The sequence below is a fragment of the Nonomuraea thailandensis genome (assembly GCF_024172165.1).
Classification (GTDB): Bacteria; Actinomycetota; Actinomycetes; order Streptosporangiales; family Streptosporangiaceae; genus Nonomuraea; species Nonomuraea thailandensis.
In genome coordinates, this window is sequence record NZ_JAMZEB010000002.1 from 1,734,284 (window position 1) to 1,757,135 (window position 22,852).

Here is a 22,852-nt window from a genome sequence, read left to right on the forward strand (position 1 = left end):
GTGGCCGCTCCCGCTCGTCCGCGCGACCCGGTGCGGCGCTGCGGTTCGCCGTCCCCGGTGGGCGGCAGGACCGCGCCTAGCATGGCGATCATGGAATACCTCAACCCGGCCCGCACCCCGTACACCGAGCACGACCGCGCGCTCATCGGCGTCGAGCACGCCCGCCAGGCCCGCGCCCGCTTCGCGCGCCACCCCGACTACCGGCCCACGCCCGTCCACGCCGTCCCCGGCCTCGGCGGGGCCGGCGTCGCCTACGTCAAGGACGAGAGCGGCCGCATGCGGCTGGGCAGCTTCAAGGCGCTCGGCGGCGCGTACGCCGTGCACCTGCTCGCCGAACGCGAAGGCGGCGGCGCGCCGTTCGTCTGCGCCAGCGCCGGCAACCACGGCATCTCCGTCGCCGCCGGCGCGGCGGAGGTGGGCGTGCCGTGCGTCGTCCACCTCAGCGAAGGCGTGCCCGAGGCGTTCGCGCAACGGCTGCGCGCGCTCGGCGCCGAGGTGCGGCGCGCCGGGCACGACTACGAGGCGAGCATGACCGCCGCGATGGCCGACGCCCAGGAGCACGGCTGGCGCCTGGTGGCCGACACCTCGTGGGACGGCTATACCGGCGTCCCCCTGGACGTCATGCGCGGCTACAGCGTCCTGTTCGACGAACTGTCCGACCCCGGCGCGTTCCCGCCCGCAGAAGAGCCCACAGAGGCTGATAGCGGGCATCAGGCGACGGGGCCCACCCACGTGTTCGTCCAGGCCGGCGTCGGCGGGCTCGCCGCCGCCGCGGCCGGATACGTACGCGACCGGTGGGGCGAGCGGCCCAGGATCGTCGTCGTCGAGCCGGACGGCGCCCCCTGCCTTCTCGAGAGCGCCCGCGCCGGCGGGCCCGTCCGCGTCAGCGGCCACCCCACCACCCTCGGCCGGCTCGACTGCCGCGAGCCCTCCCTCCTGGCCCACCGCCTCCTGTCCCACCTGGCCGACCTCTACCTCACCATCAGCGACGAGCAGGCCGCCGCGGCCACCAGCCTGCTCGCCGCCCACGGCGTCCGCCTGTCCGACTGCGGCGCCGCCGGAGCCGCCGGGCTGCTCGCCCTCACCCCCGGCGCCCGTGAACGGCTCGGCCTCGACCACACCGCACGCGTGTTGCTCGTGGGAACAGAAGGACCCGTGGAACCAAAGTGATCAGAGTGACGTCAAAGGGGCGTGCAACCACCCAACCGGTCCCGATCCAGACACGCCCGCGGAGACGGCCGGTTGGCCGAGCTCGACCTCCTGCGGTTCCTCGCCGCCCTCGCCGTCGTGGCCTTCCACTACCTGGTCGCCTACGCCTCCGTCTGGGGAGACCGGCCCGCCGAGCTGTTCCCCGCGCTGGCGCCCATCGCCGGGCTCGGCATCCTCGGCGTCGAGCTGTTCTTCATCATCAGCGGCTTCGTCATCCTCATGACCGTGTGGGGGCGCGGGCTCGGCGCGTTCGCCCGCTCCCGGCTCGTCCGCCTCTACCCCGCGTACTGGCTCAGCCTGGCCGCCATCGCCGCCCTCTACGCACTCACCGGCGCCAAGGCGCTCGACCCAAAACTTTCCCCAGGTGAATACCTGCTGAACGCCAGCATGTTCCAGCGGCTGTTCAAGGTCACCGACGCCAGCGGCGTCTACTGGTCGCTCTGGGCGGAGCTCCGCTTCTACCTGCTGATCGCCATCCTCGTGATCATCGGCGTCACGCGCGGGCGCGTCCTGACCTTCTGCGGTATCTGGCTCGCCGCCGCCCTCGGCGTCAAACTCCTCGAGGACAACGACCTCGCCGTGCCCGAGCTCGTCCGCGAGATCGTCATGCCCGGCTACGCCGGGTACTTCGTCGCCGGCATGGCCCTCTACCTCGTGCACAAGCGCGGCGGCGGCTGGCTGCCCTGGCTCTACATCGCCGTCTCCTACGGGCTTTCCCTCCACTCGGCCCTCGGCCGCGTGCACGGCCGCATCGAGCTCGCCGGGTTCAAGAACATGCCCGTCACCGACCTCAGCGTGATCATCACCCTGACGCTGATCTTCGCCGTGATGGCCCTCATGGCACTCGGGATGTTGCGGATGCGAAGCTCGCGGATCCTGACCGCGCTCGGCGGCACCACATACCCGCTTTACCTCTTCCATAGCGTCATCGCCGTGGCCCTCATCCCGCTGCTCACCGGCGACCTGCCCCCCTGGGCCGTCGCCACGATCACGACACTCGTGTCGATTCTCGTGTCGTATTTGGTCTACTCCTTTGCCGAACGCCCCATCCAGCGGCTACTCAAGCCCCGCAGACCTACACAAACCACATCAGCTCCCGCCGTACAGATGGAAAAGACGTCGGTGCCATAACTCTGTGGCCCTGGGGCACTGTGAAGGGCATAGGCTCGGGCATATAAACGGCGGATAGACAGACCCGGACGAACAGAGGGTGTTGCATGACGGTGCGTCGGGTGATGGGCATCGAGACCGAGTACGGCATCTCCGTACCCGGCCAGCCAGGCGCCAACGCGATGGTGACCTCCTCACAGGTCGTGAACGCCTACCTGGCCGCCTCGGCGGCCCGCGCGCGCAGAGCACGGTGGGACTTCGAGGAGGAGAACCCGCTCCGCGACGCGCGCGGCTTCGACCTGGCCAGGGAGGTGGCGGACCCCAGCCAGCTCACCGACGAGGATCTCGGCCTGGCCAACGTCATCCTCACCAACGGAGCCAGGCTCTACGTCGACCACGCCCACCCCGAATACAGCTCGCCCGAGTGCACCAACCCCCGGGCAGCCGTCATCTGGGACAAAGCCGGCGAACGAGTGATGTACGACGCCGCCACCCGCGCGTCCGCCATCCCCTCCAACGCCCCCATCCAGCTCTACAAGAACAACACCGACGCCAAGGGCGCCTCCTACGGCTGCCACGAGAACTACCTCATGCGGCGCGCCACCCCCTTCGCCGACATCGTCAGGCACCTCACCCCCTTCTTCGTCTCGCGGCAGGTCGTCGTCGGCGCCGGCAAGGTCGGCATCGGCCAGGACTCCCGCGGCGAAGGCTTCCAGATCAGCCAGCGCGCCGACTTCTTCGAAGTCGAAGTAGGCCTGGAGACCACGCTCAAGCGGCCCATCATCAACACCCGCGACGAACCCCACGCGGACCCCGAGAAGTACCGCCGCCTCCACGTGATCATCGGCGACGCCAACATGTCCGAGATCTCCACCTACCTGAAGCTCGGCACCACCGCTCTCGTCCTGGCGATGATCGAAGAAGGCTTCCTGACCCGCGACCTGGCCGTCGAGAACCCCGTGCAGGCCCTGCGGGCCGTCTCCCACGACCCCTCCTGCCGCTACGAGATCGCCATGCGCGACGGCCGTAAGCTCACCGCCGTCCAGCTCCAGATGGAATACCTCGAGCAAGCCCGCAAGTACGTCGAAGAGCGCGGCACCGCCCAGGACGAGATGAACAAGGACATCCTCGACCGCTGGGAATCCGTCCTCACCCGCCTCGCGGAAGACCCCATGCAGCTCGCCCGCGAGCTCGACTGGGTCGCCAAGCTCGAGCTGCTCGAGGGCTACCGCAGCCGCGACGGCCTCACCTGGTCCCACCCCCGCCTCCAGCTCGTCGACCTGCAGTACTCCGACATCCGCCCCGACCGCGGCCTCTACAACCGCCTCGTCGCCCGCGGACGCATGCAACGACTCGTCACCGAGGACGAAGTCCAGCGCGCCGTCGAGAGCCCGCCCACCGACACCCGCGCCTACTTCCGCGGACGCTGCCTGAGCCAGTACAGCGAATCCGTCGCCGCGGCCTCCTGGGACTCCGTCATCTTCGACATCCCCGGCCGCGAATCGCTCCAGCGCGTCCCGACCCTCGAACCGCTGCGCGGCACCAAGGCCCACGTCGGCGAGCTCTTCGACCGCTGCAACACCGCCGCGGACCTCGTCTCCGCGCTCACCGGCGGCGAGTGACCCACCTGGCAGGCGCGGGATCGGCCCCTCACAACAGGAGGCCGATCCCCAGCATCAGCGTGCCCGCCGCCAGGCAGACCCCGCCCGCCACCGTCAGGTAGATGAGCTTGTTCGGCTTCGTGTCACCCGGGCGTACCACCGACAGGAAGAAGCCCAGCGGCATCAGGATCGGCGCCGCCACGATCAGCGTCCGCGTGAGCGCCTTCAGCGCGTCCGGCAGGCCCGACTGATCCACGTACAGCATCGCCACCAGCGCGAACAGCACCAGCACGCCCGCGTGCGCGTGCCCCGCCCGCCACAGGCCGCGGCGGACCGGGTTGTCCAGGTAGCCGGGGACGTTCTTCATCAGGGCCGACAGCAGCGTCACGCCGCCGTAGGCCACGCCGGGGACTGTGATGAGGAGCACACCCGCGGTGCTCAAGGACGAAGGGGACATCTGAACCTCCTCTGGGTACGGGGATTCATTGTTAGATAGGAATGCTATCTAGTCAACCCCGCAAGATCGCTGGGCGTTCGGCGCGAAATGTCGGCTCGTTCGGGGAAGATATGCCTAGAGGCAGTCCCCCAAGCGGAGGTAGGACATGGCAACCAAGGACACCGGTGGTCAGAAGCAGACCGGGCGGCGCGAGTCCGAAGTCGAGGAGACCGAGGCGTCGGCGGCGCCGGACGTCCAGGAGCGGCAGGAGAAGCTCACGGACGATGTCGACGCGATTCTGGACGAGATCGACGAAGTTCTCGAAGAGAACGCGGAGGAGTTCGTGCGCAGCTACGTCCAGAAGGGCGGAGAGTAGAGCAAAACGGCCGAGGGGAATCGGGTGGAATCGCCCGCCGATGTGAAGAGGACGGCTCCGCGCGCATGCTCGCCCGTCAGGGCGGGCTCTGCGCCGTCCGGCAGGTCGTCCCGGGCACATTCGCGGATCACTGTCACGCGACCGGGCAGGTGCGGGGCGGGCGGAGCCGGCCGGGGCGAGGAGGAGCTCCGGCGGGAGTTCCACGGGGCGGTGACCTGGGTGGGGTGAGTTCTACTCCTTCGGCATCGTGTACTCGACGGCCACGCCGATGAGGCGGACAGGGTGGGTGAGGTCGTGGCGGTCGAGGATGTCGAGGGCTGTGCGGGTGACCAGAGCCGGGTCGGTGGTGGGGGCGGGCAGTTTCGACTGGCGGGTGCGGGTCAGGAACGGCGTGGTGCGGACCTTGACGGAGACACGGGTGATCTCGCGACCGGCGTCGACGGCGTCCTGGGTGACGTGTCCGGCGAGGGCGGTCAGGTGGCGGGCGAGGTCGGCTCTGTCGGTGAGGTCCTGGGGGAAGGTGGTCTCGCGGCTGTGGCCGCGGGCGATCCAGGGTGTGGTGACGACCTCGGCTTCGCCCTTGCCGAGGGCGAGGTAGCGGTACCACGGGCCGTTGGTGGGGCCGAAGTGGCGGGCCAGCTCGGCGGGGTCGGCGGCGGCCAGCTGGGCGACGGTGTGGTAGCCGAGGGCGGCGAGTCTCTTGGAGATCCGGGCGCCGATGCCCCACAGCGCGTCGGTGGGGCGGTGGTTCATGGTCTCGGCCCAGTTCGCGGTGGTGAGGCGGCGGACGCCGGCGGGCTTGGCGAGAGCTGAGGCGAGTTTGGCCTGGTGCTTGTTGTCGCCGATGCCGATGGAGCAGTCGAGGCGGGTGCGGGTGCGTACGGCGTGCTGGAGGTCGGCGGCGAGGGTTTCCGGGTCGTCGGTGGTGGCGCCGAGGAAGGCTTCGTCCCACCCCCAGATCTCGACGAGGACGGGGAACTCGCGCAGGACGGCCATGACGCGTTCCGAGGCGGCCTCGTAGGCGGGCGGGTCGCTGGGCAGGAAGACGGCGTCGGGGCAGCGGCGCAGGGCGGTGCGGAGCGGCATGCCGGAGTGGACGCCGTGCTCGCGGGCCTCGTAGGTGGCGGTGGCGGCCACGGTGCGCGGCTGGGTGGGGTCGCCCGTGCCGCCGACGACGACGGGCCTGCCGCGGAGCTCGGGGTGCCGCAGGAGCTCGACGGCCGCGATGAACTGGTCGAGGTCGAGGTGCAGGATCCAGTTCCTGGTGGCCATGTGTCCAGTATGGCGGGGTCCTACCGGGTGGTGAGGAGGGTGTCGCCGCGGTAGAGGAGGGCGCGGTGGGGGGTGGCCCAGACGGGGGTGCCGAGGGGTGGTTCGTGGCCTTCCGGGACGACGGTCTGGATGAGGGCGCCGGGGGTTTCGAGGGTGACGAGGGTGTGGGTGCCGAGGTTCTCCAGGACGGTGACGGCGCCGGGGAAGGCGTCGGGGCGTTCGGCGGGGGAGAGGGTCATGTACTCGGGGCGTACGCCGTAGGTGAGGTGGTCGCCGGGGGTGACGCCGCCGGGCAGGGGGAGGGTGGCGCCGGCGACGTGGAGGCCGCCCGGGGTGGCGTGGGCGGGCAGGAGGTTCATGGGGGTGGAGCCGATGAAGGCGGCGACGAAGGTGGTGGCGGGGCGGTGGAAGATCTCGGCGGGGGTGGCGACCTGGATCATGCGGCCGTCTGACATGACGGCGATGCGGTCGGCGAGTGCGAGGGCTTCCGCCTGGTCGTGGGTGACGAAGACGGTGGTGACGGCGAGCTCGCGCTGGAGCCGTTTGAGGAAGGTGCGGGCTTCGAGGCGGAGCCGGGCGTCGAGGTTGGACAGGGGCTCGTCGAAGAGGAAGGCGGCGGGGTGGCAGGCGATGGCGCGGGCGAGCGCGACGCGTTGTTGCTGGCCGCCGGAGAGCTCGGCGGGGCGGCGGTGGAGGAGTTCGGTGAGGCTGAGGCGGGCGGCGACGCCGGCGGCCTTGGCGGTGCGTTCGGCGCGGGGGACCTTCCTGATCCGCAGGGGGTAGGCGATGTTGGCGGTGACGTCCATGTGGGGGAAGATCGCGTAGTCCTGGAAGACCATGGCGACGTCGCGCTCTCCTGGGGGGAGGGCGGTGACGTCCTTGCCGTCGATGCGGACGGTTCCGCGGGTGGGGGTCTCGAGCCCGGCGATGGTGCGCAGGAGGGTGGTCTTGCCGCAGCCGGAGGGGCCGAGGAGGGCGAAGAACTCGCCGTCGGCGATGGTGAGCTCGATGGCGTCGAGGGCGTGGACCCCGCCGGGGAAGATCTTGGTGAGGGCGTGCAGGGTGATCACCGTTTGATCCCTCCGTGGAAGCGGAAGCCGTAGCGCTGGGAGACGAAGAGGTACATGGCGACGACGGGCAGGGAGTAGAGCAGGGAGAAGGTGGAGATGAGGTCGAGCCTGGGCGCGCCGCCCTCGGTGTAGAGGGTGTAGAGGATGACGGAGCCGGGGGCCTTGCCGGGGTCTCGCAGCAGGATGAACTGGAACAGGAAACCGCCCCAGACGCTGGCGAGGGCCCAGACGGCGATGGTGGCCAGCCCTGGCCTGACGAGGGGGACGACGATGTGGCGCAGGATCTGCAGGGGGGTGGCGCCGAAGACGCGGGCCGACTCCTCGTAGGAGGTGGGGGTGTCGTCCATGAAGTCCTTGAGGATGAAGATGGCGGCGGGCAGCAGGCCGCCGGAGACGACGAGGATGACGCCGAGGTGGGTGTCGATGAGGTCGAGGCGGGTGGCGAGCTCGAAGATCGGCACCATGGCGGCGGTGCCGGTGACGACGGATGACAGCAGGAGGAGCAGGTAGAGCAGGGCGTCGCGGCCGGGCACGCGGACGCGGGAGAGCGCGTAGGCGGCGAGCGCGGCGAGGACGACGACGAGGACGGCGGCGCCTCCGCCCTGGATGAGGGAGTTGCGGATGGAGCCGAGGGCGTAGGGGTTGTCGAGGATGGCGGAGAAGTTGCGCAGGGTGAACTCGGGGATGGAGGTGGTGATGGCGGGGGTGTCGTCGAAGGGGGCGCTGGCCAGCCAGAGCATGGGGAGGGTGAAGAAGGCCAGGACGACGGCGATGAAGACGGTGGCGGCGAGCCGGCCGACGGTGTGGCGGATCATCTGACGGGCTCCCGGGTGCCGGCGGTCATGCGGGCGGTCATGCGGGTGGTCATACGGGTGGTCATGCGGGTGGTCATGCGGGCGGGCCTGTGGTGACGGCGGGATCCTGGTGGCGGCGACGGCCGCGCACGAGCCGCAGGTAGGCCAGGGCGAAGACCAGGTTGATCAGCAGGATGAGGAAGGAGATGGCGGCTCCGGCGCCGAGCTGGCCGTCTCTGAGCGCGACGCGGTAGACGTACACGGGCAGGATCTCCGAGCGGCCTTCAGGGCCGCCCCCGGTCAGGACGAACGGCGTGAAGTCGTTGAACGTCCACAGGCTGATGAGCAGGAGGTTCGTCAGGATGTGGCGGCGGATGAGGGGCAGGACGACGTCGCGGAGCTGCTGCAGGACTCCGGCGCCGGCGAGGCGGGCGGTCTCGAGGTGGGAGGGCGGCACGTTCTCCAGCGCGGCGGAGTAGAGCATCATGCTGAAGGCGGTGCCGCGCCACACGTTGAAGACGATGATCGACAGCAGCGGGTGGTCGAGGAGCCAGGCGAAGCCGGGGGTGTGCAGGAGGGCGTTGAGCGTGCCGTCGTCGCGGTCGAGCAGGGCGAACCAGAGGAAGCCGACGACGGTGCTGGGCAGGATCCACGACAGCAGGACGACGCCTTCGACGGTGCGGCGCAGGGGGCCGGTGCGCCCGCGCAGGATCCAGGCGAGGGTGAAGCCGAGCCCGGCCTGGCCGAGGATGGCGGAGCCGCCGACGTACAGGAGGGTCAGCCACAACGAGGACAGGAAGCGGGGGTCGGTGAGGGCGCCGGTGTAGTTGTCGGCGCCGACGAGCCGGGGGTCGGCGGCGGCCAGGCCGGTGAGGCGGTAGTCGGTGAGGCCGAGGTAGATGGTCCACAGGGCGGGGAAGACGAGGAAGACGGCGATGAGGGTGAGGGCGGGCAGGACGAACGCGATCGCCCTGCCCGTGCCGAGCCCGGCGGCGTCAGCCGCTGATGTTGGCCGCGCCACCGACGATGTCCTCGAGTGCGCTCTGGTAGGCGGTGGCGGCCTGGTCGGCGGGCGTGCCGCTGACGACGGCGGCGGTGGCTTCCTGCAGGGCGGTGGAGACCTGCGGGTAGACCGCGACGCCTGGCCGGTAGGCGGTCAGGGGGAGCACCTCGTCGGCGATGTACTTGAGCATGGGGTCGGTGGTGAGCACCTCGTCGTTGACGTCGGTGCGGGCGCTGATGCGGACCTGCCCGGCGAGCTGCGACTTGGTGGCGGCGGCGGAGTGCATGAAGGCGAGCAGGTCCCAGGCGAGCCCGGGGTTCTTGGAGAACGGGTTGAGCACGCGTACGGCGCCGCCCGACATGCTGACGAAGTCCTGGCCGCGGATGCCGGCGCCGGGCTGTTTGGCGGGGATCTTGGCGTAGCCGACGGCCTGGTCGCGGTCCTTCATGGGGGCGACGCCGGCCTGGGGCTCGATGACGGAGCGCCAGAAGTAGTCGCTCTCGGCGAGGATGCCGATCCTGCCTTCGGCGAACTGGGCGAAGGACTTGTCGCGGCCCTTGGCCTCCTGCTGCAGCTTGGGGTCGCCGAGGCCGCTGCCGCCGTAGATCTGCTGGTAGAGGCCGAGGGCGTCCTTCAGGGGTTGTGAGGCGCCGGTCCACTTGCCGGTGGTGTAGATCTCGGCTCCCGCGCCGGCGAGGAGGGGGAGCAGGCCCTGCATGGTGGTGGCCTCGCCCATGGCGGTGCCGGCGTTGAGCTGGATGGGGGTGGGGACGCCGGCGGCCTTGAGCTTGGCGCCGGCGTCGATGATGTCCTGCCAGCTCGCGGGCTGCCAGGGGTCGGGCAGGCCGGCCTTGGCGAAGAGGGTCCTGTTGTAGAACAGGACGCGGCCGTCGGTGCCCTGGGGCAGGCCGTACTTCTTGCCGTCGAAGATGCCCAGGCCCTGCACGGCCTGGGGGATCTGGGCCCAGCCCTCCCATTGCTCGACGGTGGCGCCGCCGACCTCGGTGAGCGGCTTGACGTAGCCGGCCTGGGCGAACTCCCCGACCCAGATGCCGTCGAGGTCGATCACGTCGGCGCCGGCCCTGGACTTGAGGTCGAGCGCGATCTTGGTCTTGTACTGTTCGTCGTCGACGCCGCTGGGCTGGAACAGGACCTTGACGTTGGGGTGGGTCTTCTCGAACTCGGGGATCACCCACTGCTTGATCCACTGGGCGGATTCGGAGTTCTTGCCGCCCTCGATGGAGTTGGCGGCGATGGTGAGGGTGACGCTGCTCTCGTCGGAGCCGCCGCCGGTGCCGCAGGAGGTGAGGGCGAGTGCGGCGATGATCCCGATCAGCGCGGGTCGGCTGGGGAGTCGCATTGTCGGCCTCCTGTTCAGGACGTGCAGACATACCGACAGTCGCATGGGCGGTGGCGGCCGTAAAGAAACGATCCGAACACGGACCTTTGGCGCTCGGAGTGGCTTATAGGGCCTTTCCGGCGCCCTGTGACGGGTGGTTCGCCGTGAGCTGATCGTGGGAAGTGCAGACAGCAACACAACATGAGTAGGGTCGCCCTAGGAACACTGAACGTTTGGAGGGAGTCGCGTGGCATCGCACAGGGATCTGCCCGTCGGCTTGGTGAACCAGCTCTTCCAGAACACCGGAAGTTCCTCGTTCACGGAGTTTGTCGGCTCGTACGCGCCTGAGTTGCTGCCGCGGCGGGGTGAGGTGCTGGCCACGCCGATCGGTGACCAGGTTCCGCACGCGACCACGATCGTGGCCGCCACGTTCGCCGGCGGCGTGGTCATGGCGGGTGACAGGCGGGCGACGTCGGGCAACATCATCTCGCAGCGTGACGTGCAGAAGGTGTTCCGCGCCGACGACTACTCCTGCATGGGCATCGCGGGCACGGCCAGCACGGGCATCGAGTTCGCCCGGCTGTACCGGGTGGAGCTGGAGCACTACGAGAAGCTCGAGGGCCGCACGATGTCGGTCCAGGGCAAGGCCAACCGGCTCGCGACCATGATCCGCGGCAACCTCGCGATGGCGATGCAGGGGCTGGTGGTGGTGCCGCTGTTCGCCGCCTACGACCCTGACAAGGACGAGGGGCGCATCTTCAGCTACGACGTGGCGGGCGGGCCGTACGAGCGGGAGAGGTACGACGCGATCGGGTCCGGCTCGATCTTCGCGCGCGGGTCGCTGAAGAAGCTGTACCGCGACGGCGCGTCGGCCGACGACATGGTGATGACGCTGATCCAGGCGCTGTACGACGCCGCCGACGACGACTCGGCGACCGGCGGGCCCGACGTGACGAGGAAGATCTGGCCCATCGTGTCCGTGATCGACGCCGACGGTTTCCGCCGCCTGTCGGAGGAGGAGGTCTCCGGCTACGTCCAGCAGATGCTCGACGCCCGCCTGATCTCGCCCGACGGCCCCATCGCCCCGCTGCGCTAGAAAGGACCTCCACACGTGTCCATGCCTTTCGGATATGCCTCCCCCGAGCAGATCATGCGGGACAAGGCCGACTACGCCCGCAAGGGCATCGCGCGGGGCCGTTCCGTCGTGGTGCTGCAGTACGTGGACGGCATCCTGTTCGTCGCGCCCAACCCGTCCCGGGCGCTGCACAAGATCAGCGAGATCTACGACCGCATCGGCTTCGCGGCCGTGGGCCGCTACAACGAGTTCGAGGAGCTGCGGCTCGGCGGCATCCGCTACGCCGACATCAACGGCTACACCTACGACCGCTCCGACGTGACCGGGCGAGGCCTGGCCAACCTGTACGCCTCCAACCTGGGCCGCATCTTCACCGAGTCGATCAAGTCGCTGGAGGTGGAGGTCGTCGTCGCCGAGGTGGGCGACACCAAGGAGGGCGACGCCATCTACCGGCTGACCTTCGACGGGTCGGTCTTCGACGAGCACGGCTTCGCGGCCATGGGCGGGCAGGCCGAGGCGGTGGCGAGCCGGCTGAAGGAGCGTTACCGCGAGTCGATGTCGCTGGCCGACGCGCTGGAGGTGGCGCTGACGGCGCTGACCGAGCCGGGCGGGGAGCGTCCGCCGGTGGGGCAGCTCGAGGTGGCGGTGCTCGACCGCAACCGGGAGCACCGCAAGTTCCTGCGGCTGACGGGGGCGCGGCTGGAGCGGCTGCTGGCCCAGACCAGCAACCCGCCGTCCGCGCCCGCCGCACCGCCCGCCACGCCGCCTCAGGACTCCGGTGACACGCCGCCGCCCACGGGGCCCGAGGGAGACGTGGACGACGGCTCCTCGCCGCTGTAGGGCGGGCACGGGACATCACGACGGGGACCGCCACGGCGGTCCCCGTCGCCGTTCGCGGCCGGGCCGGCGCTGCCCGGCCTCGGCCGTCCGGCGTTGAGCCGGATGTTGCCCGGCCCGGTGTTGCGGGGCCAGGGCGGGTTGCGGAGCCAGGCGTGTGCTGCCGGGCTGGGCGCCGGTCGGTGGTTGAGCGGGTGGCAGGGTCGATGGCGTCGGCCCATGGGCAAGGGGCGGGCGGCCGGTGGGCAAGGCGCGGGCGGCCGGTGGTGTCGGCCGGGCGAGGTAGGACCGGCGGGGCCGGTGGTGCCGGGTGGCGGGTGGAGTAAGTGGTGGGGCGGAAAGGGGGAGAGGTTCCGGTGTGACCTGTTTCACTCGGAGGCGCCCGAACTCCTCCCGCTGATCGCGGATCTTATGATCCGTGAACACTCCCTTGCGTGGCCTTCTCGCGGCGGGCGCCGCCACGGCCGTGATGCTCACCTCCGGCGTGGCGGCTGAGGCGGCCACCGCGTTCCCCAGGTACAAGGCGCCGAAGATCTTCGGCACCACGTTCCAGGCGGACCCGAAGCACGACTTCACCAAGCGCATCCACTCCCGCCACGACGGCATCCTGCGCGGCTGGTTCACCTACGTGCGGGACGGCGTGGCCGAGTACGAGCCGATCAGGTGGAAGAAGGGCACCCACACCGAGGGCAACTTCGAGGGCCCGCCCGAGGGCGACGTCAGGGCGTACGCCTCGCCCATCGCCAAGGACGTGATCTTCCTGTCGGCGTACGGCTGCAGGACGTCCGGCTCCGACCTGACCGTCAGCCGCAAGACGGGCCTGGGCGCCAAGCGCTGCTCCAGGGCGACGCTGATCAAGCGGCACGGCAAGGCGGGCCACCCGGCCCTCATCACCGTCCACAAGGGGAAGATCGTCCAGGTGCAGGAGATCTACACCCCCTGAGACGGCGCGCCGCGGCACCCGCGCCCCGTGGGGGCGGGCACGGGGGTCGAAGCGGGGCGAAAGCGGACATCGGCGGTGCCGGAGGGAAAACACCTGCGAAGATCTCTCCCGCTCGCCGATCCGTGGGCATAGTGTGAGGTGATGGATCGTCGCATCTTCGGGCTGGAGAACGAGTACGGTGTGACCTGCACGTTCAGGGGCCAGCGCAGGTTGTCCCCGGACGAGGTCGCGCGCTACCTGTTCCGGCGAGTCGTGTCCTGGGGCCGATCGAGCAACGTCTTCCTCCGCAACGGCGCGCGTCTGTACCTGGACGTGGGCAGCCATCCTGAATACGCAACACCCGAGTGTGACAACGTCATCGAGCTCGTCACCCACGACAAGGCGGGCGAGCGCATCCTTGAGGGCCTGCTCGTGGACGCCGAGAAGCGGCTGCGCGAAGAGGGCATCGCGGGTGACATCTACCTGTTCAAGAACAACACCGACTCGGCCGGCAACTCCTACGGCTGCCACGAGAACTACCTGGTCGGCAGGCATGGGGAGTTCGGCCGGCTGGCGGACGTGCTGATCCCCTTCCTGGTGACGCGGCAGATCGTGTGCGGGGCGGGCAAGGTGCTGCAGACGCCGCGCGGTGCCGTCTACTGCGTCTCGCAGCGAGCGGAGCACATCTGGGAGGGCGTCTCCAGCGCCACCACCCGCTCGCGGCCGATCATCAACACCCGTGACGAGCCGCACGCCGACGCGGAGCGGTTCCGCCGCCTGCACGTCATCGTGGGCGACTCCAACATGAGCGAGACCACGATGCTGCTCAAGGTCGGCGCCACCGACCTGGTGCTGCGCATGATCGAGTCCGGCACGGTGATGCGCGACCTGTCGCTGGAGAACCCGATCAGGGCGATCCGCGAGGTCTCCCACGACATGACCGGGCGCCGCCGGGTGCGGCTGGCCAACGGGCGCGAGGCGTCGAGCCTGGAGATCCAGCAGGAGTACCTGTCGAAGGCGAAGGACTTCGTGGACCGCCGCGGCGGCGACGAGATCGCCCACCGGGTGCTGGAGCTGTGGGAGCGCACGCTCACCGCGGTCGACACGGGCAACCTCGACCTGGTCTCGCGGGAGATCGACTGGGTGACGAAGTACCAGCTCATCGAGCGCTACCGGAAGAAGTACGACCTGCCGCTGTCCTCGCCGCGGGTGGCCCAGCTCGACCTGGCCTACCACGACGTGCACCGCAAGCGCGGCCTGTACTACCTGCTGCAGAAGCGCGGCTCGGTGGAGCGGGTGGCCTCCGACCTGAAGATCTTCGAGGCCAAGTCGGTGCCGCCGCAGACGACCAGGGCGCGGCTGCGCGGCGAGTTCATCCGCAAGGCGCAGGAGAAGCGGCGCGACTTCACCGTCGACTGGGTGCACCTCAAGCTGAACGACCAGGCGCAGCGCACGGTGCTGTGCAAAGACCCGTTCCGCAGCGTGGACGAGCGGGTGGACAAGCTGATCGCCGGCATGTGAGGCGGGGAGACGACGGCCGGGCCGCGGATCGCCGCGGGGCCCGGCCGCGGGGCCCGGCGCGGGGCCGGGTAACGCGGAACGTGGGGCTCCGTTTACCTCGGCCCTACCGGCATGTCGGGTAGTGTGGCGCGAATCTGACGTCTTTCCGAGGGAAATCCATGCGCCGCGCTCAGGCCGTACTGGCCGCCGTGCCATTGATCTTGTTCGCCGCAGCGTGCGGCTCCGACAACGGCGCCACCCCGGGTGCCACCACCGGCGCCACCACCAGCGCCTCCGCGAGCACCGCCGCCGGCGCGCCGTCGGGCGTCAAGGTCACCGGGAACGTGGGCGCCAAGCCCACGGTGACCTTCCCCTCCGGCTCGCCCGCCACGAAGTCGTCCTACGAGGTGATCCAGGCGGGCGACGGCACCGGCGTCAAGGCCGGCGACCGCGTGATCGTCAACCTGACCGTCTACAACTGGGACGGCAAGGGCAACGCCGTGGCGGGCTCCTCCTACGACACCAAGGCGCCGGAGACGATCGCGGTCAACGAGCAGCTGCCGCAGGTGCTGCAGGAGGGCTTCACCAAGGTCAAGCACGGCGGCAGGCTGCTGGCCGTGCTGGCCAACGACTCCGTCGCCCAGCAGCAGGCGACGACGCCGGCCGAGCCGACCAAGGTGTTCGTGTTCGACGTGGTCGGCACCCAGCCCGCGGCGCTGAAGGCGGCCACCGGCAAGGAGACCGGCGAGTCGATCAAGGGCGTCAAGGTGGACAACCCGGGCGGTGAGAAGGCGCCCACGCTGACCACGAAGACGGACGAGAAGGCGTCCAAGGAGCTCGTCGTCAAGACGATCATCCAGGGCACCGGCGCGAAGGCGCAGGCCAACCAGACGCTCGTGGTCCACTACACCGGCAAGATCTGGGGCACCGACCAGCAGTTCGACTCGAGCTGGGAGCGGGGCCAGCCGGCCGAGTTCCCGCTCGCGCAGGTGATCCAGGGCTGGCAGAAGGGCCTGGCCGGGGTGCCGGTCGGCAGCCGCGTCGTGATGAGCATCCCGCCGGACCTCGGTTACGGCAGCCAGGCGCAGCAGGGCATTCCCGCCAACAGCACGCTGGTGTTCGTGGTGGACGTCCTGGGCGCCTACTGACATGAGCGCCGGCCGCCCGCCGGTGTGCTGACGGGCGGTCTCGTGTCGCGGTAGCATCGCGAGCCCGGCGGCGCGCCCCTTCACGGGCGATCCGCCGGGCCGTCGCGTGCTGGGAGGACCGATGCGCCGTGCCGCCGCACTGCTGCTGGCGCCCCTGCTGCTGGCCGGCTGCACCGGCGAGGCGGCCGGGGACCTGGACCTGCGGGTGGGCGGCGCGTTCGGCGCCCGCCCCACGATCGACTTCCCCGACGGCGGGCCGGCGGCCGGGCTGCAGGTGGACGAGCTGGCCACGGGCAAGGGCGAGCGGCTCGGCGCGGACGACGTGGCGATCGTCCAGTACACCGCGCACGTGTGGGACGGCCGGGGCAACCGCCTGGTGGACTCCAGCTTCAACCGGGGCACCCCGGCGGCGTTCCCGGTCGGGGAGCTGCTGCCCGGCCTGGAGCGGGCGCTGAAGGGCCGCAGGGTGGGCAGCCGCGTGATCGCCGCGATCCCGCCGCAGGACGGGTTCGGCGCGAACCCGCCGCAGGGCGTGGCCGCCGGCGAGGAGCTGTTCTACGTCGTCGACATCCTCGGCGCGCACCCCAGGGGCGCCTCGGTCGAGTCGGAGGGCGGCACGCTGGCCGGGGTGAGGGTGGGCGGCGGCGCCAGGCCGGCGCTGGCCGTGCCCGCGGGCCCGCCGCCGGCCAGGTTCGCGGCCAAGGTGCTGGCCAGGGGAGAGGGGCCCGCGGCGCGGCCGGGGCAGCTCGTCGTCACCCAGTACGAGGCCGCCGTCTGGAGCCGCCGCCGGGTCTTCGAGGCGACCTGGGCGAGCGGCGGGCCGAAGGCGTTCAAGCTGGGCGACGGCACCGTGATCAGGGCATGGGACAAGGCGCTGGCCGGCGTGCCCGCCGGGAGCCGCGTGCTGATGATCGTCCCGCCCGCCGACGGCTACGGCCGCGCCGGCAACCCGGCGTACGGGATCAAGGGCTCGGACACGCTCGTCTTCGTCGTGGACCTCATCGCCGCCTACTGAGGCAGGATGAAGGCCATGATCCGCGCATTAATCATCACAACGTCCGCCCTGGCCGTGCTGGCCGCGGGGGCGCCGGCCGCGACCGCGAGTGCGAGCCCCGCCGCGAGTGCGAACCCGCCGTTCTGCAAGGGCGTCAAGCCCTGCGTGATCGGCGGCGACGCCGGTGTCACCTGGGTGCTCGCCTCCGCCTCCTCCTCGTCCAAGGCCCGCAGGACGGCCGCCAGGCTGCTGCGCAACGCCAAGGCCGTGCACCGGCAGTACGGGGCGCCGGAGTGGATCGACATCCGGGTGGTCAGGAAGGGGGCGTGCTGGCGCAGGTACGGCTCGGGCAAGGTGGAGGCGAGCAGCGCCTGCACGTACAAGCGAGTGGAGCGCGAGCTTTCATAGACTCCCGCTGTGAGTAGCGACGACCTCGAGGCGCTGGCCCTGTTGCACGACCCCGTCCGCCGCAGCCTGTACGACGTCGTCGCCTCCCGGGGCGGCGACGTCGGCCGGGGGGAGGCCGCCGAGGCGGCGGGCGTGTCCAGGACGCTGGCCGGGCACCACCTCGACAAGCTGGTGGAGGCGGGGCTGCTGGAGAGCGGGTTCCGGCAGCAGGAGAAGAAGGGGCCGGGCAGCGGCCGGCCGGCGAAGGTCTACCGCCGGGCCAGGGGCGAGCGGTCGGTGAGCCTGCCGCCGCGCGACTACGCCACGCTCGCCTCGGTGCTGGCCGACGTGGTGGAGGTGCTCGGTGCCGAGGAGCAGGCCGAGCAGGTGGCGCGCGGCGCGGGGGCCAGGATCGCCAGGAGCCACCGGGGCGAGCCGGTGGAGCGGGTGCTGAGCGAGCGCGGCTACGAGCCGTACGCCGAGGGCGGCAGGGTGCGGCTGCGCAACTGCCCGTTCCACGTGCTGGCCGAGGAGCAGCCGCTGCTGGTGTGCTCCATGAACCTGGCGCTGTGCCAGGGGCTGCTGGAGGGGCTCGGCGACGATCCCGGGCGGGCCGCGCTGGATCCGCGGCCGGGGGAGTGCTGCGTCTCTCTAAAGCAAACGGATATTGACATAGAAGGCGGGTGATGGTGTGCTGGCTCCCATGAACCCGCCTGCCCTGCATCTCGCCGAGCTCAACATCGCCCACCTGCGCGCGCCCGCCGACAGCCCCGAGCTCGCCGAGTTCATCGCCCTGCTGGAGCCCGTCAACGCCGTCGCCGACACGGCGCCGGGGTTCGTGTGGCGGCTGAAGGAGAGCGAGAGCGACCCCACCGCCCTCGTCGTGCACGACTACGGCGACCATCTGGTGACCAACTTCTCGGTGTGGGAGTCGCTGGAGTCGCTGTGGAACTTCACCTACCGCAGCGAGCACCTGGCCGTGCTGCGGCGGCGCAGGGAGTGGTTCCTGCGCATGATGGAGCCCTACATGGTGATGTGGTGGGTGCCCGCCGGTGAGATCCCCACGCTGGCCGAGGGGATGCGGCGGCTGGAACGCCTCAGGAGCCAGGGCCCGAGCCCCGAGGCGTTCACGTTCAAGGACGCCTACGACAGCAGCGAGGCCGCCAGCCTGCCCGCCGCCGCCGAGGCCAGGAAGTAGGCCAGGTCCTCCTCCAGCCCCCGGCCCATCGTCGACAGCCGCACCGGCGACGTCTCCAGCGCCTGGCGCAGGCCGTCCACGGGGACGGAGACCAGCCGGTGCCGTACGGCCAGCAGCTCGGCCTGGTCCCTGACCCGCACCCCGAACTCGCCCGGCAGGTCCGGCACCGGCACCTGCGCGGGCGACAGCGCGACCCGGCCGTAGGCGGTCAGCGAGTGGTGCGAGACGCCGTAGTGGCGCTCGCGCCGGTCGCCCTCGCTGACCCGCAGCGCCGCCACCGGCACCCCCCGCAGCACGCCCGCCGCGTTGACCGCCTCGCCCGCCGCCACACCCGAGAAGCCCCACCGGGTGCCCGTGCCCAGGTTGCCAGGCCCCTGCGTGACGATCGCCACCTCGGCCTCCAGCACGTGCCTGGCCGCCAGCAGCCCCGTGTGCACGGTGACCGCCTCCAGGTCGCCGCCGAACGACTGGCCCACCGTCACCACGCCGGCCAGCCAGCCGACCTCCCGCAGCCGGGCCGCCGCCATCGAGAACCAGACGGGCAGCGCCCCGCCGTCCTGCATCACGTACGCCACCCGCACGCCCTGCCCAGCGGCGTACAGGCCGCACAGGATCGGCGCGAGCGCCGAGTGCAGATCGGCCACGATCACCGGCATGCCGTCGAGGGAGTCGGCCTCCTGCAATTTCCCGTGATGCGGGGAATCCTGCTCGTCGGCGCCCTGCACCGTGGCCTGCAGCGGCGTGTACCTGGCCTTCACCAGGTGGCCCGGACCCTCGGGATCTTCCGGCAAACGGTTCGGGACGGCCACCACCATGGCGTAACCTCCCGTACCGAGACCCATCGCGAGCGCGGTCGTGTTGAGCAGCACCTCATCGCCGGGTTCCGGGCGCCCCACCAACGGTGGATACGCCAGCGCCCGGCACTCCCCCTCGGGGACGGTGACGTCCAGCTCCACCGCTCCCGGCCACTCGCGTCGGATCCGTACGACCTCGCCCTTGCGCCATCTGATCACGGGGGCAGGGTAGCGTCGATGAAGGAGGAGTGAGGCAGATGTCGCGCCGGAAGACAGAACGGTTGCTCAATCTGGTGATCTGCCTGCTCGCCACCCGGCGCCCGCTGTCGGCAGAGCAGATCCGCCAGGCCGTCCCCGGTTACGACCGCGACGGCGACGAGGCGTTCCAGCGGATGTTCGAGCGGGACAAGAACGAGCTGCGTGAGATCGGTATCCCCATCGACGTCGTGCGCGACCCGTGGGAGGACGAGCCGGGCTACCGGATCGAGCGGGAGTCGTACGAGCTGCCCGAGATCACCCTGGAGCCCGACGAGGCCGCCGTGCTGGGCCTGGCCGCCCAGGTGTGGCAGCGCGCCAGCCTGGCCGAGGCCGCCTCCGGGGCGCTGCTGAAGCTGCGGGCCGGCGGCGTGGCCACCGACCAGCCCGTCGGCACGGGCGCGCTGGAGCTGCGGGTCGACACCCGCGACCCGGCCTTCCCCGCGCTGTGGGACGCTGTGCGCGACCGGCGCGTGGTCCGCTTCGACTACCGCGGCGCCGGCAGCGAGAGCGTCCGCAGCCGCACCGTGGAGCCGTGGGGCGTGGTCAGCCGGCGCGGCCGCTGGTACCTGGCCGGGTACGATCGCGACAGGGACGCGCCGCGCGCCTTCCGGCTGAGCCGCATCACCGGGCAGGTCGCCACGGTCGGCAGGCCGGGCGCCGTCGAGGTGCCCGAGGGCATCGACCTGCGGGCCATGGTGGGCTTCCCCGACGAGACGACCGACGAGCGGGTCGCCGTCGTCCGCGTGCGCCAGGGGGCGTGCGAGGGGCTGCGGCAGCTCGCCAGGGCCGTGCACCCCGGCACCGACGGGTGGGACGAGGCCGAGCTGGCCTTCACCGACCCCGAGCGGCTGGCCGGGTGGATGGCCAGCCTCGGCGCCGACGTCGAGGTGGTCGAGCCGCCGGACGCCCGCGAGGCCGTCATCAGGCGTTTGAAGGGGGCCATTGCGTGAGGGACCGTAGCGAGCCAACCGTCGGACGCAGCAGCGGTCCGCGCACGCGGCCGGCGAAGGAGGGCGCATGAGCGGGTCGGCTGACAGGCTGCCGAGGCTGCTGGCGCTGGTGCCGTACCTGATGTCCCATCCGGGGGCGCAGGTCGGCGAGGTGGCCGCGGTGTTCGGGCTGAGCGAGAAGCAGCTCATCGACGACCTGCAGCTCGTCTGGATGTGCGGCCTGCCCGGGCACACCCCCGGCGACCTCATCGACGTCTCCTGGGACGGCGGCGAGATCCTCATCGACAACGCCGACACCATCGCCAGGCCGCTGCGGCTGGGCATCGACGAGGCCAGTGCCCTGCTGGTCGCGCTGCGCATGCTGGCGGCCACCCCCGAGCTGGCCCTGCCGATCACCGGGGTGCCGGGTGACGCGCTGCCGCGCGTGACGGCCAAGCTGGAGCGGGCCGCGGGCGAGGGCGCCGCCACCGTCAGCACCCAGGTCGCCGTGGACGTCGACGCCGCCCCCGACGCGCTGCCGCGCGTGCGCGAGGGCCTGACCAGGGGCCGGCGGCTGTCGCTGCGCTACTACGTGCAGGGCCGCGACGAGGTGACGCCGCGCGAGGTGGACCCGATGCGGGTCGTGGTCGTGGACGGCCGCGCCTACCTGGAGGGCTGGTGCTACCGGGCTGAGGCGATGCGGCTGTTCCGGCTCGACCGGGTGCTCGGCGTGGACGTGCTCGACGTGCCCGCCGACCCGCCCGCCGAGGCCGAGCCGCGCGACGTCACCGCCGGCGTGTTCCGCCCGTCCCCGACCGACGAGCTGGTCGAGCTGGAGCTGAGCGCGGCCGGGCGGTGGGTGGCCGAGTACTACCCGTGCGAGCAGGTCACCGAGCTCGGCGAGGGGCGGCTGCGGGTGGCGCTGCGGGCCCGCGACGAGGACTGGATACTCAAGCTGGCGCTGCGCCTGGGCGACACCGGCCGGGTGGTCTCGCCGCCCGACATGGCCGAGACCGTGCGCCAGGAGGCCGAGCGGGCCCTGTCCCTGTACGCTCACCACTCATGACCTGGATCTTCCTGTCGGTGGGGCTGGGCGTGGCCGGGCTGGTCGTGCTCGGCATCGCAGGTGCCCGTGTCGTGTCGGCGGCACGTACTCTGAGAAGGGAAATCGCCGCGGCACATGCGCAGCTTGAGCCGAGGCGGGCCAGATTGGCGGGCCAGGGGGGTGAGACCGCGCCCCAGGCAGCGTACGATCGTGGCTGAAACAGGCAACTCGCTAGAAAGGGCGTTTCATGCCGAACCTCGGAGTGCCCGAACTCCTGATCATCCTCCTGGCGCTCGTGCTGCTGTTCGGTGCCAAGAAGCTGCCTGACATGGCTCGCGGCATCGGCCGGTCGCTGCGGATCTTCAAGTCGGAGACCGCCAAGCTGCGCGATGACGACGACGAGCCTCAGCACACGGTGCAGCAGGCCCCGACGCAGGCTCAGGCCCAGCCGCAGCCTCAGCCCGTGCAGCCCCAGCAGATCCCGGCCCCGGCGCCCGCCCCGGCCCCTGCCGCGCCGCTGTCGGCCGAGGAGCAGGCCCGCCAGCTCGAGGAGCAGGCCGCCAGGTTGCGCGCGGGCGCCGCCTCGCAGGCCGACAAGCACGCCTGATCCCCATCCCTCCTCGTCACCTGGACTGCTAGATGGCGCTGCTCAAACGGTCGAGCAATACGGCACCCGACCCCGAGGGTCGCATGCCGCTGATGGAGCATCTGCGGGAGCTGCGCAACCGCCTGGTGATCGCGCTGGCCGCCGTGCTCGTCGGCGTCGTGGTGGGCTTCATCGTCTTCGACCCGGTGTGGGCGTTCATCAAGGAACCGTTCTGTGAGACGCCACAGGCCGGTCAGCTCCGCCCCGGCGAGTGCACGCTGATCTTCGGCGGCATCTTCCAGTCGTTCTTCCTGACGCTGAAGGTGTCGGCGCTGGTCGGCATCGTGGTGTCCTCACCGGTCTGGCTGTACCAGATCTGGGCGTTCGTCACGCCCGCGCTCTACCGCAACGAGAAGCGGTACTCCTTCGCCTTCCTCGGGATCGCGGTCCCGCTGTTCCTGCTCGGCACCGCGCTGGCGTACTTCATCATGGACACCAGCCTGGCGATCCTGCTGGGGTTCGCGCCGACCGACTCCGTGGCGGCCATCCAGATCGACGAGTACGTGAGCTACGTGCTCATCATGCTGGTGATCTTCGGCATCTCGTTCGAGCTGCCGCTGCTGCTGGTGTTCCTGAACATCGTCGGCGTCCTGTCCCACGCCACGGTCAAGAAGCACCGCCGCACCGTCATCTTCGTCATGTTCATCTTCGGCGCGGTCATCACGCCGGGCGGAGACCCGCTGACGATGATGGCGCTGGCCATGCCGATGGTCGTGCTCTACTTCGTGGCCGAGGGCGTCATGTACCTCCGCGAGCGGCGCATGCCGAACACGGAGAACTTCTCCCACCTGTCCGACGACGAGGCCTCGCCGCTGGCCGAGGACACCTCGTCCCTTGACGACGACCCCACGCCTCTCGACGAGGAGCCGCCCGCGGCGGACAAGCGTTGAGGGCATTCCGGTCTCGCCC

At 70.9% G+C, this 22,852-nt stretch carries 25 protein-coding genes; 18 read left to right on the top strand and 7 right to left on the bottom strand.

Features of this window, described 5'->3' with window-relative positions; translation table 11 throughout:
• Nucleotides 1–90: 90 nt before the first annotated feature.
• The 3 genes from HD597_RS12015 to dop all read left to right on the top strand — a co-directional run bounded on the left by HD597_RS12015 (nucleotide 91) and on the right by dop (nucleotide 3,941).
• Nucleotides 91–1,170, top strand: a complete 1,080-nt coding sequence (locus tag HD597_RS12015; RefSeq protein ID WP_253742095.1) for a pyridoxal-phosphate dependent enzyme — start codon at nucleotides 91–93, stop codon at nucleotides 1,168–1,170.
• A gap of 72 nt (nucleotides 1,171–1,242) precedes the next feature.
• Nucleotides 1,243–2,340: an acyltransferase family protein gene (locus HD597_RS12020; protein ID WP_253742096.1), complete on the top strand. Its 1,098-nt coding sequence runs from the start codon at nucleotides 1,243–1,245 to the stop codon at nucleotides 2,338–2,340.
• 86 nt (nucleotides 2,341–2,426) lie between these two features.
• Nucleotides 2,427–3,941 (top strand): depupylase/deamidase Dop, encoded by a 1,515-nt coding sequence (dop, locus tag HD597_RS12025; RefSeq protein ID WP_276082892.1) that lies wholly within the window; start codon nucleotides 2,427–2,429, stop codon nucleotides 3,939–3,941.
• A gap of 28 nt (nucleotides 3,942–3,969) precedes the next feature.
• Here dop and HD597_RS12030 read toward each other — a convergent pair whose 3' ends face one another.
• The gene (locus HD597_RS12030; protein WP_253742097.1) at nucleotides 3,970–4,377 is read right to left on the bottom strand and encodes a hypothetical protein; all 408 of its coding nucleotides are present in this window, start codon (nucleotides 4,375–4,377) and stop codon (nucleotides 3,970–3,972) included.
• A 145-nt stretch (nucleotides 4,378–4,522) separates the two neighbouring features.
• On the opposite strand from HD597_RS12030, the gene HD597_RS12035 reads away from it, so the two are divergent.
• Nucleotides 4,523–4,732, top strand: a complete 210-nt coding sequence (locus HD597_RS12035; RefSeq protein WP_148031422.1) for a ubiquitin-like protein Pup — start codon at nucleotides 4,523–4,525, stop codon at nucleotides 4,730–4,732.
• A gap of 231 nt (nucleotides 4,733–4,963) precedes the next feature.
• Here HD597_RS12035 and HD597_RS12040 read toward each other — a convergent pair whose 3' ends face one another.
• The 5 genes from HD597_RS12040 to HD597_RS12060 form a co-directional block, all read right to left on the bottom strand.
• The gene (locus tag HD597_RS12040) at nucleotides 4,964–6,004 is read right to left on the bottom strand and encodes a DNA polymerase IV (protein ID WP_253742098.1); all 1,041 of its coding nucleotides are present in this window, start codon (nucleotides 6,002–6,004) and stop codon (nucleotides 4,964–4,966) included.
• 20 nt (nucleotides 6,005–6,024) lie between these two features.
• Entirely contained in the window at nucleotides 6,025–7,074 is a 1,050-nt protein-coding gene (locus tag HD597_RS12045) for an ABC transporter ATP-binding protein (RefSeq protein ID WP_253742099.1), read from the bottom strand.
• Entirely contained in the window at nucleotides 7,071–7,889 is an 819-nt protein-coding gene (locus HD597_RS12050; protein ID WP_253742100.1) for a carbohydrate ABC transporter permease, read from the bottom strand. The genes HD597_RS12045 and HD597_RS12050 overlap by 4 nt, the downstream gene beginning before the upstream one ends.
• Nucleotides 7,890–7,962: 73 nt before the next feature.
• Nucleotides 7,963–8,889: a carbohydrate ABC transporter permease gene (locus tag HD597_RS12055; protein ID WP_253742101.1), complete on the bottom strand. Its 927-nt coding sequence runs from the start codon at nucleotides 8,887–8,889 to the stop codon at nucleotides 7,963–7,965.
• Nucleotides 8,864–10,231: an extracellular solute-binding protein gene (locus HD597_RS12060; protein WP_253742102.1), complete on the bottom strand. Its 1,368-nt coding sequence runs from the start codon at nucleotides 10,229–10,231 to the stop codon at nucleotides 8,864–8,866. Before HD597_RS12060 ends, HD597_RS12055 begins: the two co-directional genes overlap by 26 nt.
• 226 nt (nucleotides 10,232–10,457) lie before the next feature.
• Here HD597_RS12060 and prcB point away from each other — a divergent pair, with 226 nt between their 5' ends.
• The 9 genes from prcB to HD597_RS12105 all read left to right on the top strand — a co-directional run bounded on the left by prcB (nucleotide 10,458) and on the right by HD597_RS12105 (nucleotide 18,271).
• On the top strand, nucleotides 10,458–11,306 hold the full coding sequence (gene prcB, locus HD597_RS12065; protein WP_253742103.1) for a proteasome subunit beta: 849 nt from the start codon (nucleotides 10,458–10,460) through the stop codon (nucleotides 11,304–11,306).
• A gap of 21 nt (nucleotides 11,307–11,327) precedes the next feature.
• Nucleotides 11,328–12,125: a proteasome subunit alpha gene (gene prcA / locus HD597_RS12070; protein ID WP_253759322.1), complete on the top strand. Its 798-nt coding sequence runs from the start codon at nucleotides 11,328–11,330 to the stop codon at nucleotides 12,123–12,125.
• 415 nt (nucleotides 12,126–12,540) lie between these two features.
• Nucleotides 12,541–13,065 carry a hypothetical protein gene (locus tag HD597_RS12075; RefSeq protein WP_253742104.1) on the top strand — a complete coding sequence of 175 codons (525 nt, stop codon included), beginning with the start codon at nucleotides 12,541–12,543 and terminating at the stop codon, nucleotides 13,063–13,065.
• A 141-nt stretch (nucleotides 13,066–13,206) separates the two neighbouring features.
• Nucleotides 13,207–14,565, top strand: coding sequence for a Pup--protein ligase (pafA, locus tag HD597_RS12080; RefSeq protein WP_253742105.1), 1,359 nt, complete (start codon nucleotides 13,207–13,209; stop codon nucleotides 14,563–14,565).
• 188 nt (nucleotides 14,566–14,753) lie between these two features.
• Nucleotides 14,754–15,692, top strand: a complete 939-nt coding sequence (locus tag HD597_RS12085; RefSeq protein WP_253742106.1) for an FKBP-type peptidyl-prolyl cis-trans isomerase — start codon at nucleotides 14,754–14,756, stop codon at nucleotides 15,690–15,692.
• A gap of 121 nt (nucleotides 15,693–15,813) precedes the next feature.
• Nucleotides 15,814–16,707 (top strand): FKBP-type peptidyl-prolyl cis-trans isomerase, encoded by an 894-nt coding sequence (locus HD597_RS12090; RefSeq protein ID WP_253742107.1) that lies wholly within the window; start codon nucleotides 15,814–15,816, stop codon nucleotides 16,705–16,707.
• 15 nt (nucleotides 16,708–16,722) lie between these two features.
• A complete protein-coding gene (locus HD597_RS12095; RefSeq protein WP_253742108.1) occupies nucleotides 16,723–17,094 on the top strand; it encodes a hypothetical protein in 372 nt (123 codons plus the stop codon).
• A gap of 9 nt (nucleotides 17,095–17,103) precedes the next feature.
• The gene (locus HD597_RS12100) at nucleotides 17,104–17,760 is read left to right on the top strand and encodes a helix-turn-helix transcriptional regulator (RefSeq protein WP_253742109.1); all 657 of its coding nucleotides are present in this window, start codon (nucleotides 17,104–17,106) and stop codon (nucleotides 17,758–17,760) included.
• 16 nt (nucleotides 17,761–17,776) lie between these two features.
• A complete protein-coding gene (locus HD597_RS12105) occupies nucleotides 17,777–18,271 on the top strand; it encodes a DUF3291 domain-containing protein (RefSeq protein ID WP_253742110.1) in 495 nt (164 codons plus the stop codon).
• On the opposite strand, the gene HD597_RS12110 is transcribed toward HD597_RS12105, so the two are convergent.
• Nucleotides 18,217–19,284, bottom strand: coding sequence for a DUF3866 family protein (locus HD597_RS12110; protein WP_253742111.1), 1,068 nt, complete (start codon nucleotides 19,282–19,284; stop codon nucleotides 18,217–18,219). The two genes, HD597_RS12105 and HD597_RS12110, sit on opposite strands and share 55 nt — an antisense overlap.
• Nucleotides 19,285–19,322: 38 nt before the next feature.
• On the opposite strand from HD597_RS12110, the gene HD597_RS12115 reads away from it, so the two are divergent.
• The 5 genes from HD597_RS12115 to tatC all read left to right on the top strand — a co-directional run bounded on the left by HD597_RS12115 (nucleotide 19,323) and on the right by tatC (nucleotide 22,833).
• Nucleotides 19,323–20,273 carry a helix-turn-helix transcriptional regulator gene (locus HD597_RS12115; RefSeq protein ID WP_253742112.1) on the top strand — a complete coding sequence of 317 codons (951 nt, stop codon included), beginning with the start codon at nucleotides 19,323–19,325 and terminating at the stop codon, nucleotides 20,271–20,273.
• A 67-nt stretch (nucleotides 20,274–20,340) separates the two neighbouring features.
• Entirely contained in the window at nucleotides 20,341–21,318 is a 978-nt protein-coding gene (locus HD597_RS12120) for a helix-turn-helix transcriptional regulator (protein ID WP_253742113.1), read from the top strand.
• Nucleotides 21,315–21,515 (top strand): hypothetical protein, encoded by a 201-nt coding sequence (locus tag HD597_RS12125; RefSeq protein ID WP_253742114.1) that lies wholly within the window; start codon nucleotides 21,315–21,317, stop codon nucleotides 21,513–21,515. Before HD597_RS12120 ends, HD597_RS12125 begins: the two co-directional genes overlap by 4 nt.
• A 29-nt stretch (nucleotides 21,516–21,544) precedes the next feature.
• On the top strand, nucleotides 21,545–21,904 hold the full coding sequence (gene tatA / locus HD597_RS12130) for a Sec-independent protein translocase subunit TatA (protein ID WP_253742115.1): 360 nt from the start codon (nucleotides 21,545–21,547) through the stop codon (nucleotides 21,902–21,904).
• A 92-nt stretch (nucleotides 21,905–21,996) separates the two neighbouring features.
• Entirely contained in the window at nucleotides 21,997–22,833 is an 837-nt protein-coding gene (gene tatC / locus HD597_RS12135) for a twin-arginine translocase subunit TatC (protein ID WP_253742116.1), read from the top strand.
• Nucleotides 22,834–22,852 lie beyond the last annotated feature (19 nt).